Raw genomic sequence first — 18773 nt, 5'->3', positions numbered from 1 at the left:
ATCAATGGCAATTTTCTAGCAGACATTTAAGCTGTAATTCTAATTTTGGCAAATGCTCGGCAATGGTTAGCCCTATGATGTCATATTCCGCATTGAGTGCCTCTATTATTTCCATGATTTGTGCAATACTCATTTTTCCGCTATTGCCCACGCCTGCGTAAAGCTCGGCTGGGTTTAGCACGTCCAAGTCAAAATGAATGAGTAGCTTTTTTGCGCCGCTTTGTGCTAAAAAGGCAAGGACATTTTGCGCGCTAGATTCTGCGCTATTTAGCGATTTTATGCCAAATGCTTTTTGCCACTCTTTCATCACTTCTGCTTCGTGGGAGTGCAAGCCTGCAAGCAAGATGCGATGAGATTTTATAATCACGGGGAGTTTTAATTGCTCTTGCAATCGTCCATTTAGCGCGCTCACAGCCATTGCGTGGTAGCCTTTATAAAAGTCATCATGTGGCAGCCCTAAATCTGGATGCGCATCAAGCCAAATGGGCGCGACACAATCGCCTTTGTATTTATCCGCAAGCTAACTAAAAGGCGCGATAGAGGTCGCGCACTCGCCACCAAGCGTGAGGATTCTATCCGGATTTTTATCGCGCAGGATTTGCAGCGCAGATTTTGTTTGCTTTTGTAAAATCGCGCCATCGATGATGCCTTCTTGCACGATTTTTTGTCCGTTAGAATCCAGCGTCCATTCTAGCGAAATGGGCACAAGCGCGCTATTTTTGGCAAGGTTTGGGTTAATGGATTCTGTGAGCAGTTTTAGAATCTGAGCGCCGAGGTAATAGCCTTGCGCTGCCTCTTGAGCGCTCAATTCAGGGAAAAAGCGCGTGATGTCGCCGCCCTGCCATTGCGGGAAAACAAGCTCTAAAGTCTGCATATCGCCCTTTCGTCAAATATTTGTCTTAATTGCATGAAATTTTGCACAAAAGAATCTCACACAAAGCGCGTGATGGATTCTAAACTTTGCCTTGTTTTGGCGTGCTTTGGCTCATTTAAGCGAAAGCCAAAGGCGCACATCACCGCGACACCAAAATGTTTGGAATCTAGCAAACCAGAATCTGCTAAGATCTCCTCAACCTGCGCGCGATTAAAGCCCTCAATTGGTAGAGAATCTACACCTAAAAGCCCCGCAACGCTGAGCATATTGCCAAGCGCGATATAGCACTGCTTGCACGCCCAGTCAAAGATTTTTGGATCGTTATTATAAAAACAAAAGTGATCTTTTTGGAATGTGTCAAAAAAGCCTCTGCGCAGGCTTTGCGCCTCAGCATTTAGCCCGTGAATATCATTCATCATGTGCGTGATATAAGTAGATTGCGGGTGCAAGTCGGCATTTTTGCGCGCGAGGATTATCACAAATTCGCTCGCGTTTTTGAGCGCGTCCTGTCCGCCCCAAGTGGGCGCAAAGATCTTTTCGCGCACCGCTTTATCGCGCAGGATAAGCAGATTCCAAGGCTCAAAGCCAAAGCTAGAAGGGCTAAGGCGCGCAGATTCTAAAATCGTGCGGAAGTCTTGCTCGCTTAGCTTTTTGCTGCCATCAAATACCTTGCACGCGTGACGGAAGTGGAATGCCTCGATGATTTTGTCGTTGTCTAGGAATTTCATAAGTGCTCCTTTTGTGTGAATTTAAAAGCGCAAAATAGTAGTGTATTTATTATTTATTGTCAATGCGATAAAAGCACAAAAAGCCCCTATGGATTGCGAGCCTTAGCACTCACACAGAAATTAGATTCTAGCGAATTTGCGCGTGTGATTTTGCACATCACAAAGCATAGGGGCTATGGCAATAAACACGAGATGAGAAAAAGGAAAAAGAAGCGGAAGAAAAACAAAAAGTTTTAAAAGCCTTGCAAGAGAATCAAAAAGCTATGCAAGCAAAAGGCTACAAAAGCATAGGCGAATATCTTTATAAAGAATTTTACCAAACTTAACACTGCCTAGATTTGGAATCTTTAAAAATTGTTTATTGTTTTTACTTTCAAATTTAACAATAAGGCAGATGAATTTATTGATGAAGTATTGAGAGAAGAAAGAGATTTACAAGATTCTAATCAAAAATCTAAAACCTGCAAAAAGAGACGCCAATGAGTGAAAAAGAAACAAGGCTATATTATTAAAGGAGATTCTATCATCACTTGGGCTTTTGGACATATTCTAAAACTTGCAGAATATGGCGATTGGGGCAATCCAAATCAAAACACAAACGAGTGGCCAAACACCACTTACGCAAAAGTCTTTGGTGTAGAAAGGTTTGTAGTGGTGGAGGGTAGGGAGAAATAACAAATTCGCTTTTGATTTGTGGATTGTTTCACTTTGTTTGCAATAACAATGCTTTGCCCTTGATTCAAAGTTTTATTAGTAACTCTCTACTATAATGCAAGATTTATTTTTGATTTTAGAAGGACAAAATAATTATGTTAGATAGATTCCACAAACTTAAAGAGTATTTTCCGCAGTGCTTTGACAAAAACGGCGATTTAATGCCACACAAACTTCAAAAGGCGATTTTGGATTTGGCGCAAGAAATTAACGCACAAGCAAACACAGCAACGCAGGATTTAGAAAATGAAGCGGCGTTTTCACTCTCAAAAGAGTCATATAGCCTAAATTGGCTTGGCAAGTCTTATGCTAAACTCTTGCGTCATTTGCCTACACACACGCTGATTGCGCAAGATAGCGCGCACAACGCACAGCCACAAAATGCAAATTCTAAAAATGTCCTTATCAAAGGCGACAATTTAGAAGTGCTAAAACACCTAAAAAACGCTTATTACCGCAAAGTAAAGATGATTTATATCGACCCGCCTTATAACACGGGCAATGGAGACTTTATCTACAATGACGAGCGAAGTTTCACGCCGCAGAGTTTGGCGCAAATGGCAAATATAGAGCTTGAAGAAGCAAGCAGCATACTTAATCTTACGCTTAAAAATTCTAGCACGCATAGTGCGTGGCTTAGTTTTATGTATCCGCGATTATATATCGCTAGGCAGCTTTTGCGTGATGATGGCGTGATTTTTATTAGCATTGACGATAATGAACAGGCAAATTTAAAACTTTTATGCGATGAAATTTTTGGGGAAGATAATTTTGTGGTTTCAATTCCGCGATTAACTTCTGCACAGAGACCCGCACAAGAAAAATATATAGGTGTGAATCACGATTATATTTTATGTTATTCTAAAAACAAATCATATAATTTTCACTCTGTTATAAACAGAGATTTTAGTAAAGAAGTTTTTTGCGATAATATAGGAAAATTTTTTAAAAATGATACAAGCCCAATTCTTGCATCAGCTACACAAGGATATTCAAATGGTGGAGATTATGATATTGAATTTAATGGAAAAATATTTAGTCCAATTGATTCAAGTGGAAATCGTAGGCGTTGGCTTTGGACAAAAGAGAGAATGCAAAAAGCTATTGAGTTAGGAATAATAGTTGAAACAAAAAATAGTTTGAGAGTTAGAAATTATATAAATAAAGAATTTCAAGTCGGAACAAATAAAATGGTTGATAAAGACGAAAAATTATCTATAACAACCTTTGATTTAATGAAAGCCGATTTTGTCAATGATAAAGGAACGGATGAGATTAAAGAATTATCGATTCCTTTTTCTTTTCCAAAACCGACAAATTTAATAAAAACATTATTGCAACTTTCAACCACGCCAAATTCAAACGATATTATTTTAGACTTTTTTGCAGGAAGCGGAACGACTGCCCAAGCGGTTATGGAGTTAAATGCCCAAGATAAAGGCAATAGAGAGTTTCTTTTGGTGCAGTTAGATGAAGTTATCGACAAAAGCAAATCAAAAACGGCTTATGAGTTTTGTAAAAATGAGCTAGGAAGCGAAAATCCTACGATTTTTGACATTACCAAAGAGCGCATAAACGCGCAAGCGCAAAAATCGCGCAAAATTCAAATTTGGATTTAGGATTTAAAATCTATGAATTGCGTGAAAATGATTTTGACTCACAAAATGGTGCTTTGTTTAAAGAAGTTGATAAAAACGCATTGTTAGAAAGTTTTAGACTTCAAGACTCCACGCCTTTGAGTGTAGAAAATCAAACAATCGATTTGGGTGGATACAAAGCGATAAGGGCAGGGGAAAAGCTGTATTTACTCAATAGCGGCTTTGAAATGAAACATTTGCAAAAACTAATCTCGCTAATTGACGCGCAAAAAGACTTTGTGATAAAAGAGATAAGTTATCTTAATGACGCCTTTGAAAGTGCTAGAATCCGCGAAATAGAAGAGGGAATCAAATCTTACAGCAACAAAAAAGGGCTTAAAATCCTTGTGCGAGCGAGGTTTGCTTAATGGGATTTAGTTATGAAAGAAATTTGCCACACCAAAGCAAGGCGATAGATTGTGTTTTGTTAGCCTTAAAAGGTGCGAGCGTAGAAGCAAGCTTAAACAAAAGTTTTAACCCAAAGATAAGCATTAACGACTTAAATTTAAGCGCAAATTTAAGAGAGTTACAAAAACGAGAAAATATAAATTCTTTGCACACGCTTACAAGGGTGTTTGATGTATGTATGGAGACAGGGACTGGAAAAACTTACACCTACACTAAAATGGCATTAGAGTTGTGTAAGGAATTTGGGTTGCGAAAATTTATCATCATCGTCCCAAGCCTAGCTATAAAAGCCAACACGCTTAACTTTTTACAAGCCGTTGCCACAAGAGAGCATTTTAAAAGTGAATTTGAGCTTGAAATCATCGCTAATGCAATCGAAGCTAAAAAACAAGCTGGCAAAAAAGGCAGAAAGCTAATGCCAAATGGGTTGCGTGATTTTATAGAAAATGACAATCCAAAAGAGGTGCATTTTTTAATCATAAACGCCCAAATGCTTACGGCGACTTCGATGAATGAGGATTATGAACAAAACTTGTGTGATGAATTTAGCAATCCTTATGACGCGCTTAATGCGGTAAATGCCGTGTGCATTGTAGATGAGCCACATAGGTTTGATGAGACAAATAAGGCGTGGGCGAGGATTGTGAATAAAACAGAAAAAGCCATAAATCCGCAGATGATTTTTCGCTATGGTGCGACATTTAAAGAGGACGGGCGTGGAAACAAATATCACAATCTTATCTACCAACTCAACGCCATTAGTGCGTTTAATGACAATCTAGTCAAAGGCGTGGAAATCAGTGTCTGCGAAGCACAAGGTAGCGAAAAGCACAAATGGGTAGAATTTAGCGGCATAGAAAACAATCAAGCCAAATTTGAACTCAAAGAGCAGGGCAAAAGCGGAGTGCTTAGGCAAGTGAGATTAAATGCTGGTGAGAGTTTGGGCGTGATAGATGAGAATTTAGCGCATTTGTGCGTGGAGATAAAAACCGCAAAATCAAAAGCAATCACAAAATTTAAACTCAATAATCAAGACGATAACAACGAGCTAAAAAAGGGCGATAGGATTAACCTAAATGCGTATTTGCCACAAATGCAAACGCAAATGCTACAAACTGCGCTTAAAAAGCACTTTGAGCTAGAAAAAAGGCTAATGCAAAGTCAAACGAAAATCAAACCCTTAACGCTGTTTTTCATCGAGGATATTGAAAGTTACCGCAGTGATGACGCTACAAGGGAGTTTTTACGAATCGAGTTTGAAAAAATCGCCGAGAATTTAATGCGTGAGAATTTAAAAGAGGCGAGTGGGTTTTATAAGGAGTATTTAGAAAAGTCATTGCGTGATTTGCGAGGCATTAGCGGCGGGTATTTTTCCAAAGATAACTCAAATAAAGAAGAGTATGTCGTAAGTGAGATAAATGAAATTTTACACGACAAAGAAAAGCTGTTAAGCTGCGAGAATATAAGGCGTTTTATCTTTTCTAAATGGACTTTGCGTGAGGGCTGGGACAATCCAAATGTCTTTGTGATATGCAAACTGCGTTCTAGCGGAAGCGAGATAAGCAAACTCCAAGAGGTTGGGCGTGGGCTTAGGCTGCCTGTGAATGAATATATGTCGCGCGTGGGGAATGATGGTGATTTTGGGGCGCATTATTTGCATTATATAGTAAATGATAGTGAGCGAGATTTTGCGCAAAGCCTTATAAGCGATATAAACGCTCAAAGTGGCGTGATATTTAGCGAAAATGCTACAAAGTTAGATAATGCGATGATAGATAAACTTTGTGAAGTTTCAGGGCTGAGCAGGCTAAAACTACAAATGGAGCTAGTGGAAAAAGGCGTGATTGACGAGGATTTGGTGTTTTTAGAAAATGGTATGTTAAAGCTAAAAGAACTTTATCCAAACGCTTTTGACAAAGAAAACTTGCAAAAAGACAAAGTGCGACAAAGTGGCAAAACACAAACAAAGGCGCATATCCGCCGTGATAATTACAAAATCTTACAAGAACTTTGGGAGACTATCAACCAAAAGGTGATTTTAGAGTATAAAATTCAAAGTGAAGCGAAATTTGAAGCTTTGTTGGAGGAATTTTTGCGTGATTTTACGCAAAAGGCTGTGAATTCAAGCGTCATTACGACAACCAAGAGACTAGAAACGCACAATCAGCAAGCAAATTTGCAAGAAGTTTTGCTCACTTCTAACACGCAAGAGTTGCGCTATCAAGCGATGAGTGAAGATGAGTTTGTGAAAGAGGGCGCAAATGCCTTGCTAGCAAATATAAACACCTTGCGAAAGGTGCTAAAACAAGTGGGATTTGACGAGAAATTTTACAATCAACGAAATGTCGCTATGCTGAAAAGTGAATTTAATAGATTTTTGTTTGAAAATGCGATAAGCGGCTTTGAAGTGGGCTTTGCTAAAATCTCTAGTGCGACACAGCCAAACTTGCACCCTACGGCTTTCACAGATACAAATGGCAAACCCTATGAGGCGATAGAATCAAGCAATTTAGGGATAGAATCTAGCGATGAAATCACGCCAAAAAATTATCTTTTTGATGAGTTGTTTTATGATTCTGCTATTGAGAGAGAAAATATCTTACAAAATGTTGATAGAGTTTTGGTTTTCACCAAGATTCCTAAAAATGCGTTAAAAATCCCTGTGGCAGGTGGGATAAGCTACACACCAGATTTTGCTTATGTTTTGAAGTGCGAAAATGGCGAGCAGATATATTGCATAATTGAGAGCAAGGGCAAAGATTTGCGTGATTTAAGCAAGGTAGAAAATCTAAAAATATCTCGTGCCGAGCAGTTTTTGGAAAAAAGTGGGATTTTTGGTGCAAAGATACAATTTAGGGCGCAATTTGAAAGCGAAGCAATCACAAAGATTTTGCAAGAATTTTTAAATAAAAATGATATTTAACAGAATCCTTTTTGCTTACGAATCGCAAAGATATTTAAAGAAAAATTTAGATTTTAGGCAAGGATATTTTTTTGAGAGTTGAGGCGTTTAGTAGATTTGTGCAAATTAGCATTGAGGAATACAATCCCGCACTTACGCAGATTCTTAACTATGCAAAAAAGCGTTTTCAGCAGATTTCACACCTGAACTTCAAAAAGATATGTATATAAAAGGATTCAAAAATGAGTAATATTTACTTCTTTGGTGATACACACGGAAGCCTTGATATAGATAAGATTTTTATGCCTAGTTATCAAGCAGATGATTATATTATTGTCTGTGGAGATTTTGGCGTATTATGGAGTGATGAAACGGGTGTGTTTAAGCAAGATGATATGCTAGAAAAAGAAGCCAAGCTAAAAGAACGCATTCAAACCTTGCCTTGCACTCTTTTGTTTATAGATGGTAACCACGAGAATTTTAATCGCCTAAACACTCTTAAGCAAGTTGAGAGATTTGAATCTATTGTGGGTGAATATATAAAAGATAAATGCTATCATCTCAAAAGAGGGAATATTTATAATATAATAGGACATACTATTTTCACTATGGGTGGAGCTTTAAGCATAGATAAGGCGTGGAGGGCTGAAAGGCTAAGCTGGTGGAGGCAAGAAGCCATTACTCAAATGGAACTTGAGAATGCTTTACACAATATACAAAACTACAAAGGAAAAATAGAGCTTGTAGTAACCCACACTTGCCCCCAAAGCTTTTTAAGCCCTTTAAGCGAACTTATCAATATAGACCATAAGATTCACGATGAGAATCCATACAAGCTAGAAAAGATTAAAAACGCTTTGATTGATAATCATCAAAAACCACAATTTTGGATATTTGGTCATTGGCATAGAGATGTGAATTTTACAAGCGATGAGATAGAGGCAAATACCTTGTATTTGCATTGCTTGAAGTTAGATAAGCATAAAAACTTTGAGCGATTTGATTTTAGAAAAGAGATTTTTTATGCCAAAACGAGAAATAGACATAAGGAGTGATTAAATGATAAAAATAAAACTTTCTACTATATTATTTATTATTGCAATAATTGTAAGTAATGCTAATGCGGTTTTCTGTGTTGATTTTGCAACACTTAATGTATATGAACAAATGACAAATAGTAAATATACTCAAGGAGATAATGAAATTGGAAATGAAATAAGAAATATTACAAATACGATAAAAAGTGAAATTAAGCAAATAGAAAACAATAACAAAACACTATTAAAAAACTTAAAGAGAGCAAAAGAAGCCGAATCAATTTTGGCTTTGAAAAAAAGCTTTTTGCTTAAGCAAAACAACGAGTTACAAAGCATAAATAACAATATAAAGGCAAACTAGAATGAAAATTGAATCTGCAAAAGTTAATTTATACAAACCATACCAAAATAATCTTTGTATTTTTTTACAAGAAGAAGAGGTTTTGCAAAAATTAATTTTATTTGGTGGAATTTTAGGCTGTATTCTTGCTTTCTTAACTTCTTTTTTTACTATTGGAGAAAATATTGCCATAGGACTCTATATGCTAGGAGTCATATATGCAGGAATAATGATAGGACTTTATTTTGTAAGCGAAACAAAAGATACAAAAGAAGCTGTTATTCCAAATGAAGCAGATAAAGAGTATTTACTTTCACTTGGATATGAAGTGAAAAAGTTTTATGGAGACGCTGTTAAAAGTGGTAGAGTAAAAAACAATAAAACTCGTCCTTTGCTTATAAATGCAGAAACAATGAAACGGCACTTTCTTGTAATGGCAACCATTGGAGCAGGAAAATCAGTTCTAATGAAAGGATTGATAGAACAATATGCCGTATTGGGCGGAGGTTGTTTTATTATTGATGGTAAGGGGACAGATGAGTTTGCAAAGGAAATATATGGAGTAGTTGCAAGTGTGGGGAGAGAAGATGATTTTGTATATCTTAATTTTTTAGATATGGATAATACTCACACAATCAATCCATTATTGAGCGGAGGGGCGTTAAGTATATATGAAATTCTTATTGCTTTATTGATAGGAGAAGAAAACGAATGGAAAGAAAAACAAAAAGAATTTATGAAATGTATCCTCAAACTTATGGTGTATAAAAGAGATAATGAAAAAGACTTTGTTTTTGACTTTTCATCACTTACAAATATGATGAGTCTTGTAACGCTAGTAAAAACTGCAATAGAATATAAACATTTAGCAAGATATAATGTTGGAATAATGGATTTTGTTAAATATGTAAGTTCTACCATTGAAGTGGATATAAATGATTTTTTACAAGGAGATAAAGAAAATAAAAAATGGGTAGATGAAATGATTAAAAAAACAAGTGGAGAGGGGCAAGGCATTTATGATGTTTCTGTATGCGTTGGAGCTTGGAGAAATGTTTTGACAAATTTAAGCTCAGACTATGGTAGGATTTTTAACGCTCCAAACCCTGATATTTCTTTATGGGAAGCTACACAAAGAAATAAAATTATATTTGTAACATTGCCTACAATGGATTCTGATACTACTCCAAAAGAGCTTGGAAGATTGTTGCTAGGACTTATTAAAGGAGTCGCCGCCCAAAAAGCAAAATTTGCAAAAGAATCTAAAATTCCTTTTGCTTGTTTTTGTGATGAGTTGGGAAGCTATGTTATTGAGGGATTTGGAAGATTAGAATCTAAAAGTAGAAGTTTGGGTATTAGCGTTGTTCCATTTTTTCAAAGTCCCGCACAAATTGATGTTGTTGCAAAAAATGATTATGAAAGAAAAGAAATCATTGATGTTACTATTAATGAAAAATATGCACCCTGAAACAACAGAATTTTATGCAAAAATGGTTGAAAAAATTAAAACAATGAGCAGAGACTATCTTAAAAGGCGTGATGGAGCTAAAGGTTCTGGAGCGACAGAAGATACTTTTAGAATAGAAGAGAAAGAAGCCATAGAACATAATGAAGTAGTAAATATGAATAATGGCGAGATGATGATATTTGCTAATGGCAAACTACATAGAGCCATAGCACAAACGGAAACTTCTTTAATGGCACTTGGTAAAAAAACGACTTATCAAGGAATGAGTAGCGAGAAAATTCCATTAGTTCAATATGTTAGCAAAAGAATATTTTTTAAAAAGACTAATGAAATTGTTAAAAAACTAGGATTAAGTTATGCAACAAACACAAATGCAGAAGCAATGAGTAATTGAATTTATCATCTTTTGCGTATTTTTATAGAATCTGTATTCTTGCTTTTGTTATTTGTTAAAGTTAAATCCTGTGTAATGCTATCTTTGAGCTGTAAAGTATAATCAATCATTACAGGCTGGTCATAGCCTCGTATGCTTTTAACACAATGAGGTAGCCAAGTGAGTTGTCTGCCCATTTTTTCAATCAAGTCCCCTAATTCATCATCGCTAAATTTCGTAGTAGAATCATAGACTGAACCCTGCATACGCATAAAATCATACTTTGCAAGAAAACTTCCTATATCATTATAGGCATTATGCCAATCACTTTCAGTGTAATACTCTTGCAGAGCTTTAGTATCTAAATCAAAGGCTATGGTTTTAAGTTTTTTATTGTCTATTTTGCCAAATTTCATTGTCTTTATCTTTTTGAAAGAGTGCAATCAAATCGCCCACATAGTTTGGATTATTGCTATCGCCTAGCCAATCCCAACTTTTAACATTCTTAGCAAACCAATCGCAATGTTTTAGACAATTAAATACTAAAATCCCTAAATGTGCTTGTGCGTTTTTCTCGCCTCTAAACTCATAATGATTTTTAGATACTTTTGTAAGTCCTGCTCTTTTAGTAGCCAACTCTTCTATCTTTGCATACATTTCATCTAAGTCGTAGATGTCCTCTCTTAGAATCTTTTCTTCATCTAATTCAAATCGTGTGCCAAACATAGTTAATCCTTTGTGAAATTTACAAAAGAAACAAAGGGGAGGACGACAACTGCCACCTTCCCCCTTTGCGAGTGTGATTATAACATTGTATTCTATTAGGAATCTTAAAGAAAAAATGAAGTGTAGAAGTGCATATGAATACAACGAAAATTAGCACCTATTTAATAAAATTTTCAATAAAAGTTGTTATCATATACGACAAGTAATAAAGAGATGTGTGTATGAAAATATATAGCTTTGACATCGGTGTAGCGAGCATTGGCTGGGCGTTTATAGAAAATGAAGTGCTACAAGATTGTGGTATTAGAATCTTTACCAAAGCAGAAAATCCAAAAAATGGAGCCTCCCTAGCTTTGCCTAGGCGAGAGGCACGAGGAGTGCGAAAACGATTAGCAAGAAGAAGAGGGAGATTAAACACCATAAAACAATTACTTTGTAAAGAATTTGGATTGCAATTAGAAGATTATTTGAGTAATGATGGTGAATTGCCAAAAGCCTACACTGCTTCTAAAGCTAACCCTTTGAAATCCCCTTATGAGCTACGCACACTTGCCCTAAGTCAAAAGCTAGATTCTAAAGATTTGGTGCGTGTGATTTTACACATTGCAAAGCACCGTGGCTATGGTAATAAACACGCCAAAGACAGCAAAGACACAGAATCTGGCAAGGTTAAAAAGGCAATAGAATTTAATCGCAAGACTCTAGCAGAAAAGGGTTATAGGAGTGTTGGAGAATATCTATATAGAGAATTTTTCCAACAAAGCAGAATCTCACAAAATAACGGTGCAACAGAATTTGTCAATGTGCGAAACAAGACTGGGAATTACGAGCATTGTGTAGCGCAAGATATGCTAAAAGATGAGCTTGAACTCATCTTTAGGAAACAAAAAGAGCTTGGCTTACATTTAAGCGATGGGTTTGAAAAGCAGCTTTTAGACAAGATTTTTGAGCAACGCCCATTAAAAAGCTTTGCGGATAAGGTTGGGAAGTGCCAGTTTATCGCTGGAGCAAAGCGCGCGCCCAAAGACAGCATAAGCGCGATAGAGTTTGTAGCACTCTCGCGCATTATCAACACACTTGCCAATCTTAGCAAGAAAAGCGGAGAGATGTATGACAAAGCTATGGTTCTTACAATTTTAGATTCTGTGCTAGAAAAAGGAGAGATGAGCTACTACGCATTGCGTGAAGCCATCAACCTAGATGAAAAAATACGATTTGCGGATTCTAGGCTAGATTATAGCAAGGAGATAAAAGAGACAGAAAAGGTAAAATTTGTAGAATGTAAAAATCTAAAATCTTTTAAAAAGGTGTTAGGGAATTGTTATAAAACATTAGAAAGAAAGCATATAGACTCCATTGCAGAGCGCATTGCTGTGATAAAAGATGTAGAGAAACTACACAAAGAGCTAGAATCCTATTGCGCCACAGAGCAGCTCTCTCTTACAAGCGAGCAGATACAAGCCCTAAGCCATCTTAACTTCTCATCACACATTAGCCTAAGTCTCAAGGCATTAGAGCAGATTCTACCCTTTATGCGCGGAGAGCGTGAAGCACGCAGCAGCGATGCGGACTATTGTATCGGCATTGATGAGAGTGGAGAGAGCCAGTGCTTGCGCTATGATGAGTCTGTAGAAAAAGCAGGGTTAAAAGCTCTAAGCAAAGATACTTTAAAAGGGCAGATACTCCCACCGCTTAATGAGTTTGAACCATATCTCGCAAACCCCGTTGTAGCAAGGGCATTAGCCGAGTATAGAAAGGTGCTAAACGCGCTGCTTAAGCAATATGGCAGCCCCCATAAAATCCACATAGAATACGCCAGAGAAGCCAAGCTAAATACCACAGAGCGACAAAAGTATGAAAAAGAGCAGAAAGATAATTACGCCGCTAATCAAGCTGCCCACAAGAAATGCCAAGAGTTAGGGCTTGAGCCAAGTAGCACCAATCTCTTAAAGCTAAAGCTTTGGCAAGAGCAAGGAGGGTTGTGTCTATATAGTGGGGCAAAAATCACAATCTCCTACTTGCAAGATCCCACCGCATTGCAAGTGGATCATATCTATCCCTACTCGCGTAGCTTTGATGATAGCTATATGAATAAGTGTCTAGTCCTTACAAAAGCAAACCAAGAAAAGGGCAACCGCACGCCTTTTGAAGCCTTTGGAACAGACTCTGCCAAGTGGGGAGTTATCACAACCCTAGCCCAAAAGCTCCCACACAAAAAACGCCGTAGAATCCTAAACACAGCCTTTAACGATAAGGAAGCAGGATTTAAGCTCCGTAACCTTAATGACACAAGCTATATCGCACGCCTTGTAGCAGATTATACTGAAACATATTTGGAGTTTTTGTCCCTAGTTGAGAGTGAGAACACCACGCTTGGCAAGGGGCAAAAGGGGAGCAAAAAGCACATTGCCATTGTCAATGGTGCGCTTACTAGCACGATGAGATATTATCTAGGCTTTGCTAGCAAAGATAGGGATAATCACTTACACCACGCTCTTGATGCGGTGATTATTGGCTTTATGAATGATAGTGTGATAAAGGCTTTTAGCGATTTCAAAAAGACGCAAGAGACAAGCAAAGCCGCCTACTATGCCCACACTCTAAGTAAGCAGGAGTATAAAAAACAACGAGCTTTTATCCAACTCCCAAGCGGCGAAAATTTCCGCGCAAACGTGCTAGAAAAAGCAGAATCTGTCTTTGTTTCCAAACCACCAAGAAAAAGAGTGAGAGGGGCATTGCACGAAGAAAGCTTTTATTCACAAAATGATACAAAATTACTCAAGAGCTATGGTGGGGCAGAAGGTATAGAAAAAGCCTTACAATTGGGAAAAATCCGTCAAATTGGCACAAAGATTGTAAGCAATGGCGCGATGGTGCGTGTGGATATTTTTAAACATAGAAAAAGTGGCAAATTTTACGGTGTGCCTGTTTATACAATGGACTTCGCGCTAGGGATTTTGCCAAATAAAGCGGTTGTGCAAGGCAAAGATAAAAATGATGTGATTAAAGATTGGCTAGAGATGGATTCTAGCTATGAATTTATATTTTCACTCTATAAAGATGATTTGCTTTTGGTGCAAAAGAAAGAAATGGCGGAGCCTGAGCTATGCTACTTTGTGAGTTTTGATACTAGTGGTGCAAGCATCAAAGTGGCAAAACACGATAATAACTTCTCCACACTCACAGAGAATCAAAAACTCCTCTTCAGCAATGCTACAAAAGAGGAAGTGGTGGGTAAAAGCATTGGAATCCAAAATCTCAAAGTTTTTGAAAAATGGCAAGTCTCAGTTTTAGGTGAAGTAAAACGCACACAATCATACCCACGCGAAAACATATCTCTTGCCTCTAAAGCAAAGAAATAAAATGAGTTTTGATGAAGCCTTTAGAAGTGTCTTGGTTAGCTCTGAAGCAAAGCTTAGTTTGCAGGCAAATCACTTGGTGCTAAAGCAAACAAATAAAGAGGCAAAACTTTTTCTCAAAGATATTCATTTTGTGATTTTAGAATCTCCACAAATTCTTATTACTTCCGCCTTATTAAGTGCCTTTGCAAAACACAATATCGTTCTTTTGACTTGTGATGAAAGTCATCATATCAATGGCATTATGCACTCATATTTGGGGCATTTTCAGCACGCTAAAATTGCCAAGGAACAAATGATGGTCAGCACTCATAAAAAAGCGATTGTATGGCAAAAAATCGTTAAAAATAAAATTACAAATCAAGCCCGTATCTTAAAATTACACCACAAATCTAAAGAAAGCGATGAACTCTTAAGTTTTGCTAAAAATGTTTCACTGGGGGATTCTAGAAATTTAGAGGCAGTTGCAGCAGCAATATATTTTAAGGCCTTATTTGGCAAAGAATTTCACAGAGATGAAATAAACTTTATCAATTCTGCACTTAACTATGGCTATGCGATTCTTAGGGCTTGTATCGTGCGAAATGTCTGTATCAGTGGGCTTATTACTTGGCTAGGAATTAAACACGACAATATGTATAATAGTTTTAATCTTTGTGATGATTTAATAGAAGTATTTCGCCCGTGGGTAGATCTATGTGTGCTTAAACTGAATACGCTAGATAAAGAAGCAACCTTACGGCCAAACGACAAACGAGAGCTTATTAATATTTTACAACAAGCAGCCTTAATAGATGGCCAAAAACATCCTTTGAGCCGAGCCATTGGACGCTATATTCAAAGTTTTAGATCGGCGTTATTAGGAGATCAAACATTAATGGTTGTAAGTTTTGAAACTTGAAGATAAATTTATGCGCATACTCTTAATGTTTGATGTGCCAACAAAAACAAAAAAAGAACAAAAACAAGCTACAAGATTTCGAAATGAACTCATCAAGCTTGGCTTTTTTATGATGCAATTTAGCGTGTATATGAAAATATGCAAAGGGTTAAGCTCGGCAAAAAGCTCTCTAAATGCTGTAAAAAAGGTGCTTCCACCTTATGGTAATGTCCGCGCACTTATCATCACAGAAAGACAATTCGACAATATAGAAATATTATTAGGAAACCCATCATTTAATGAAAATGTTAATGAAGATAAAAATCTTGTGCTATTTGACTTTGACGAAAATGCGGGTGATTACCGCTATGGTATGGAGTATCAAAAACAAGAAGAATTGAATACAACTACTACACAACCAAAACAAAAAATCAAAAATAGGCAACCAAGCTTATTTGAATTCTAGGGTTTTGATAGGGATATGATTTACCCTGCGGAAGACCCCTTACTCCCTTATTTTAGTCCCTTCTTAAACTTCTATGTCGCGAATTATAAAGGATTTCAGGTAATTTCTAGCTTAAAATCCTTTGAAATCCCTATCTATAGGCACCAACAGAGAGCCTATTCTAGCATATAGAAGTTTAAGAAGGGACTAAAACAATACCAGCGTGGCTAAGCTACATTTTAGAAATTCTAGCATATAGAAGTTTAAGAAGGGACTAAAACAGCAAGCGCAGCTGCCTTTGCGCCTATTTATGATTCTAGCATATAGAAGTTTAAGAAGGGACTAAAACTGCAGTTTCTTCTGCTAAAGCCCATAGTTTTATTCTAGCATATAGAAGTTTAAGAAGGGACTAAAACAATTAAATCTGGTGCGTCAAAAAACACTAAATTCTAGCATATAGAAGTTTAAGAAGGGACTAAAACGTAAATTCAACACATAGCTTAATTAAAAGGATTCTAGCATATAGAAGTTTAAGAAGGGACTAAAACGCAATATCATTCTGTGGCAAGCCGATTATTATTCTAGCATATAGAAGTTTAAGAAGGGACTAAAACCCCTCCGCTCATTTATTCCCCCTATGATTAATTCTAGCATATAGAAGTTTAAGAAGGGACTAAAACTCATTAAGTCTTGAATTGCTGAGATTGTAGATTCTAGCATATAGAAGTTTAAGAAGGGACTAAAACATACAATAACAAAGGACACCCTGCTCAAAGATTCTAGCATATAGAAGTTTAAGAAGGGACTAAAACTCATTAAGTCTTGAATTGCTGAGATTGTAGATTCTAGCATATAGAAGTTTAAGAAGGGACTAAAACAAGCGAGCAATTAGGATTAAGCAAAAAAAAATTCTAGCATATAGAAGTTTAAGAAGGGACTAAAACAGTCGTGCTATCTATCATATCATCGTGTGAATTCTAGCATATAGAAGTTTAAGAAGGGACTAAAACATGCAAGAAAAAAACATATTAAAAGGCATAGATAATATATAATATTATAGTAAAACATATAATATTATATACTTTGCTATATTTATCTATACTTATATTATATATATCAAATAAATGTTATAATGATAAAAATCTCTTAAATCAAAGGAGTTTCAAATGACAGCCATATCTACACAACACACACAAAGACGCTCATTATTAGGCACTAGAATTGTATTAGATGAAGAAAAGATTCTAAAAGAAAACAAATACGACTTAGATAGAATGTATGAGATTATTGATGAATTGGCTAAAGAATCTGGACTTATAAAGATAGATAAACACACCTATCATTGCAAAGGCAATGATAAAGACTTGGCGTGTTTAGGCATATTTGTATATAACAATCTTATTGATTGCAAATGGTTCACTTTGAATGTTAAAGAATGGGATTGGATAAGTGAAAAAGAGGGGAACGAGACTCTTATTGGCGATGATATGGGCGTTTGGCAATGAAGAATCGTAAAGCCCTAAACTTTGATTTATCTACAAATGAACTTAAAAAGCATTTTAATAGCACTGCGGAAGCTTATAGTCAAATCAAAATATTTATGATTGAAAATGGTTTTGAGCATAGGCAATATTCAGGTTATATTTCTAAAGAACCTATGAATGAAAGAGAAATAACAAAATTAGTTAGAAAACTTAATAAACAGCTATCTTGGCTCTCTACTTGTGTGCTAAATTTTGATGTAACAGATATAGGCGAACAACACGACTTAACACATTTGCTTACAGGTAAAAAATCAAAAATTGCAGAATTTGAAATAAGTAATGAATCTAACGAAGCTAAAAAGACAGAGCTTATAAGAAAACATAGATAAGGATATTATATTCTATTATAATATATAAAAATATATAATATTATATACTTATATATATTATGTTATATTTATCTATATTTTCTTATACGACTTGATACAAGTTCTACATTTTCATTTGTTGATTCATTCTCTAGCTCATTTAGTCTGTTTTGCACTTTTTGCAACAAAGCATTAGAAAATCCATTTGTTTTAATCTCTTCACAACTTGTAAGCTTGTGGGTATGTGTTTCATCTTCAAGCAATAAATCAAGCTCCTTTTCTCCATAATAGTGAAATTTTGTTATAATGCTTTCAAGATTAGCAATGGCAAAAAGTTCAGGATAATGCTCAAATAAAAAATTAATATCAAACAAATCTCTAACCTTGTCTCTTCCATTGAAAGCATTAATTTTCATAGCAATGAGTTTGTCAATATTATATACATTTACTCCATTGATATTTTGATAAAAAATGTTTTTGTCTTTTAATAAACGCAAACGATTTCTTTCTCTGCCACTTACTTCAATTTTTAGTGGATAGTTTCCTAGATGTGATGTAGCCGTTCCTACAAACCTATAAAAAACCATAAATAAATAGAAATATCTATAAATAGTTTTTCTGTTGTATTCCTGTTTCAACCTTGGCTATTTGCAATATTATTTGTCGCTAAATCATATTGCAGAGCCGTCAAGTCCGCAGGCGTAAATTCGGACAGAACTTGCCCTATTTTTTGTGGAATAAGATTGTAGAGATTTAAACTGGCATTATAATCTCTATCTATTTTTAATCCACAATTTTCACATTCATAGATTCTTTCTTTAAGTGTGAGAGTTTCTTTAATGCTTCCACATTTTGAGCAAGTCTCAGAGCTTGGATAGAATGTATCAGCCTCTATAATCTCTCTTTTGTGGTAATCGCTTTTATACTGAAGCTGTCTTTTAAACTCATAAAAGCTTACATCGCTTATTGCCTTTGCTAATCTATTATTTTTCATTAAGCCTTTAATATTGAGATTTTCAAGTCCAAAGTA

20 protein-coding genes, 1 pseudogene and 1 CRISPR repeat array are annotated in these 18773 nt (G+C 36.1%); of the genes and pseudogenes, 14 read left to right on the top strand and 7 right to left on the bottom strand.

Going from position 1 to position 18773, the window contains the following annotated elements; all coding sequences use genetic code 11:
* Position 1 precedes the first annotated feature (1 nt).
* The 3 genes and pseudogenes from DY109_RS07990 to DY109_RS07980 form a co-directional block, all read right to left on the bottom strand.
* A pseudogene (locus DY109_RS07990) lies at positions 2-499 on the bottom strand (arginase family protein); the annotation flags it as partial.
* Between the two features lie 21 nt (positions 500-520).
* On the bottom strand, positions 521-874 hold the full coding sequence (locus tag DY109_RS07985; protein ID WP_023947157.1) for an arginase family protein: 354 nt from the start codon (positions 872-874) through the stop codon (positions 521-523).
* Between the two features lie 56 nt (positions 875-930).
* Positions 931-1602 carry an NAD(P)H-dependent oxidoreductase gene (locus tag DY109_RS07980; RefSeq protein ID WP_023947159.1) on the bottom strand — a complete coding sequence of 224 codons (672 nt, stop codon included), beginning with the start codon at positions 1600-1602 and terminating at the stop codon, positions 931-933.
* A 15-nt stretch (positions 1603-1617) separates the two neighbouring features.
* Between DY109_RS07980 and DY109_RS07975 the strand changes: the two genes are divergently transcribed.
* The 9 genes from DY109_RS07975 to DY109_RS12080 all read left to right on the top strand — a co-directional run bounded on the left by DY109_RS07975 (position 1618) and on the right by DY109_RS12080 (position 10502).
* Positions 1618-1839: a CRISPR-associated protein, Csn1 family gene (locus tag DY109_RS07975; protein ID WP_023947161.1), complete on the top strand. Its 222-nt coding sequence runs from the start codon at positions 1618-1620 to the stop codon at positions 1837-1839.
* A gap of 246 nt (positions 1840-2085) precedes the next feature.
* On the top strand, positions 2086-2277 hold the full coding sequence (locus tag DY109_RS07970; RefSeq protein ID WP_023947164.1) for a hypothetical protein: 192 nt from the start codon (positions 2086-2088) through the stop codon (positions 2275-2277).
* 134 nt (positions 2278-2411) lie between these two features.
* Positions 2412-3935, top strand: coding sequence for a site-specific DNA-methyltransferase (locus DY109_RS07965; protein WP_023947165.1), 1524 nt, complete (start codon positions 2412-2414; stop codon positions 3933-3935).
* Between the two features lie 17 nt (positions 3936-3952).
* Positions 3953-4321, top strand: coding sequence for a hypothetical protein (locus DY109_RS12085; protein WP_244916663.1), 369 nt, complete (start codon positions 3953-3955; stop codon positions 4319-4321).
* Positions 4321-7284 (top strand): type III restriction-modification system endonuclease, encoded by a 2964-nt coding sequence (locus DY109_RS07960; RefSeq protein ID WP_023947167.1) that lies wholly within the window; start codon positions 4321-4323, stop codon positions 7282-7284. Before DY109_RS12085 ends, DY109_RS07960 begins: the two co-directional genes overlap by 1 nt.
* Before the next feature lie 221 nt (positions 7285-7505).
* Positions 7506-8318, top strand: a complete 813-nt coding sequence (locus tag DY109_RS07955; RefSeq protein WP_014667009.1) for a metallophosphoesterase family protein — start codon at positions 7506-7508, stop codon at positions 8316-8318.
* A 4-nt stretch (positions 8319-8322) separates the two neighbouring features.
* Positions 8323-8661 carry a hypothetical protein gene (locus DY109_RS07950; protein WP_002957394.1) on the top strand — a complete coding sequence of 113 codons (339 nt, stop codon included), beginning with the start codon at positions 8323-8325 and terminating at the stop codon, positions 8659-8661.
* A gap of 1 nt (position 8662) precedes the next feature.
* A complete protein-coding gene (locus DY109_RS07945) occupies positions 8663-10108 on the top strand; it encodes a type IV secretory system conjugative DNA transfer family protein (RefSeq protein WP_014667583.1) in 1446 nt (481 codons plus the stop codon).
* The gene (locus DY109_RS12080; RefSeq protein ID WP_023947172.1) at positions 10098-10502 is read left to right on the top strand and encodes a hypothetical protein; all 405 of its coding nucleotides are present in this window, start codon (positions 10098-10100) and stop codon (positions 10500-10502) included. The genes DY109_RS07945 and DY109_RS12080 overlap by 11 nt, the downstream gene beginning before the upstream one ends.
* A 5-nt stretch (positions 10503-10507) precedes the next feature.
* Here DY109_RS12080 and DY109_RS07940 read toward each other — a convergent pair whose 3' ends face one another.
* Positions 10508-10897: a hypothetical protein gene (locus tag DY109_RS07940; protein ID WP_015453613.1), complete on the bottom strand. Its 390-nt coding sequence runs from the start codon at positions 10895-10897 to the stop codon at positions 10508-10510.
* Positions 10872-11207, bottom strand: a complete 336-nt coding sequence (locus DY109_RS07935; RefSeq protein WP_002957397.1) for a hypothetical protein — start codon at positions 11205-11207, stop codon at positions 10872-10874. Before DY109_RS07935 ends, DY109_RS07940 begins: the two co-directional genes overlap by 26 nt.
* Before the next feature lie 221 nt (positions 11208-11428).
* On the opposite strand from DY109_RS07935, the gene cas9 reads away from it, so the two are divergent.
* From cas9 to vapD, 5 genes are all read left to right on the top strand, one after another.
* Positions 11429-14569: a type II CRISPR RNA-guided endonuclease Cas9 gene (gene cas9, locus DY109_RS07930; RefSeq protein WP_023947173.1), complete on the top strand. Its 3141-nt coding sequence runs from the start codon at positions 11429-11431 to the stop codon at positions 14567-14569.
* 1 nt (position 14570) lies between these two features.
* Positions 14571-15467, top strand: coding sequence for a type II CRISPR-associated endonuclease Cas1 (cas1, locus tag DY109_RS07925; protein ID WP_023947174.1), 897 nt, complete (start codon positions 14571-14573; stop codon positions 15465-15467).
* Positions 15457-15912, top strand: a complete 456-nt coding sequence (gene cas2 / locus DY109_RS07920) for a CRISPR-associated endonuclease Cas2 (RefSeq protein WP_235148522.1) — start codon at positions 15457-15459, stop codon at positions 15910-15912. The genes cas1 and cas2 overlap by 11 nt, the downstream gene beginning before the upstream one ends.
* Before the next feature lie 157 nt (positions 15913-16069).
* Positions 16070-16901: a CRISPR direct-repeat array (repeat unit 36 nt; unit sequence ATTCTAGCATATAGAAGTTTAAGAAGGGACTAAAAC).
* Positions 16902-17057: 156 nt separating this feature from the next.
* On the top strand, positions 17058-17396 hold the full coding sequence (locus DY109_RS07915; protein ID WP_023947177.1) for a hypothetical protein: 339 nt from the start codon (positions 17058-17060) through the stop codon (positions 17394-17396).
* Positions 17393-17764, top strand: a complete 372-nt coding sequence (vapD, locus tag DY109_RS07910; RefSeq protein WP_023947179.1) for a VapD family protein — start codon at positions 17393-17395, stop codon at positions 17762-17764. Before DY109_RS07915 ends, vapD begins: the two co-directional genes overlap by 4 nt.
* Before the next feature lie 68 nt (positions 17765-17832).
* Here vapD and DY109_RS07905 read toward each other — a convergent pair whose 3' ends face one another.
* Together DY109_RS07905 and DY109_RS12075 are read right to left on the bottom strand one after the other, a co-directional pair.
* On the bottom strand, positions 17833-18381 hold the full coding sequence (locus DY109_RS07905; protein WP_200864623.1) for a nucleotidyl transferase AbiEii/AbiGii toxin family protein: 549 nt from the start codon (positions 18379-18381) through the stop codon (positions 17833-17835).
* Positions 18378-18749: an RNA-guided endonuclease InsQ/TnpB family protein gene (locus DY109_RS12075; RefSeq protein WP_244916677.1), complete on the bottom strand. Its 372-nt coding sequence runs from the start codon at positions 18747-18749 to the stop codon at positions 18378-18380. The genes DY109_RS07905 and DY109_RS12075 overlap by 4 nt, the downstream gene beginning before the upstream one ends.
* Positions 18750-18773: the final 24 nt, after the last annotated feature.

The organism is Helicobacter fennelliae (genome assembly GCF_900451005.1).
GTDB lineage: Bacteria > Campylobacterota > Campylobacteria > Campylobacterales > Helicobacteraceae > Helicobacter_B > Helicobacter_B fennelliae.
This window is presented reverse-complemented; position numbering and strand designations above follow the sequence as displayed.

What these genes read in the sequence shown, in the direction of transcription:
- DY109_RS07980 (WP_023947159.1), bottom strand. Translation starts at nt 1,602, where the DNA reads ATGAAATTCCTAGACAACGACAAAATCATCGAGGCATTCCACTTCCGT.
- cas9 (WP_023947173.1), top strand. Translation starts at nt 11,429, where the DNA reads ATGAAAATATATAGCTTTGACATCGGTGTAGCGAGCATTGGCTGGGCG.
- DY109_RS07935 (WP_002957397.1), bottom strand. Translation starts at nt 11,207, where the DNA reads ATGTTTGGCACACGATTTGAATTAGATGAAGAAAAGATTCTAAGAGAG.
- DY109_RS07940 (WP_015453613.1), bottom strand. Translation starts at nt 10,897, where the DNA reads ATGAAATTTGGCAAAATAGACAATAAAAAACTTAAAACCATAGCCTTT.
- DY109_RS07985 (WP_023947157.1), bottom strand. Translation starts at nt 874, where the DNA reads ATGCAGACTTTAGAGCTTGTTTTCCCGCAATGGCAGGGCGGCGACATC.
- DY109_RS07950 (WP_002957394.1), top strand. Translation starts at nt 8,323, where the DNA reads ATGATAAAAATAAAACTTTCTACTATATTATTTATTATTGCAATAATT.
- DY109_RS12080 (WP_023947172.1), top strand. Translation starts at nt 10,098, where the DNA reads ATGCACCCTGAAACAACAGAATTTTATGCAAAAATGGTTGAAAAAATT.
- DY109_RS07915 (WP_023947177.1), top strand. Translation starts at nt 17,058, where the DNA reads ATGACAGCCATATCTACACAACACACACAAAGACGCTCATTATTAGGC.
- DY109_RS07960 (WP_023947167.1), top strand. Translation starts at nt 4,321, where the DNA reads ATGGGATTTAGTTATGAAAGAAATTTGCCACACCAAAGCAAGGCGATA.
- DY109_RS07945 (WP_014667583.1), top strand. Translation starts at nt 8,663, where the DNA reads ATGAAAATTGAATCTGCAAAAGTTAATTTATACAAACCATACCAAAAT.
- DY109_RS07955 (WP_014667009.1), top strand. Translation starts at nt 7,506, where the DNA reads ATGAGTAATATTTACTTCTTTGGTGATACACACGGAAGCCTTGATATA.
- vapD (WP_023947179.1), top strand. Translation starts at nt 17,393, where the DNA reads ATGAAGAATCGTAAAGCCCTAAACTTTGATTTATCTACAAATGAACTT.
- DY109_RS07965 (WP_023947165.1), top strand. Translation starts at nt 2,412, where the DNA reads ATGTTAGATAGATTCCACAAACTTAAAGAGTATTTTCCGCAGTGCTTT.
- cas1 (WP_023947174.1), top strand. Translation starts at nt 14,571, where the DNA reads ATGAGTTTTGATGAAGCCTTTAGAAGTGTCTTGGTTAGCTCTGAAGCA.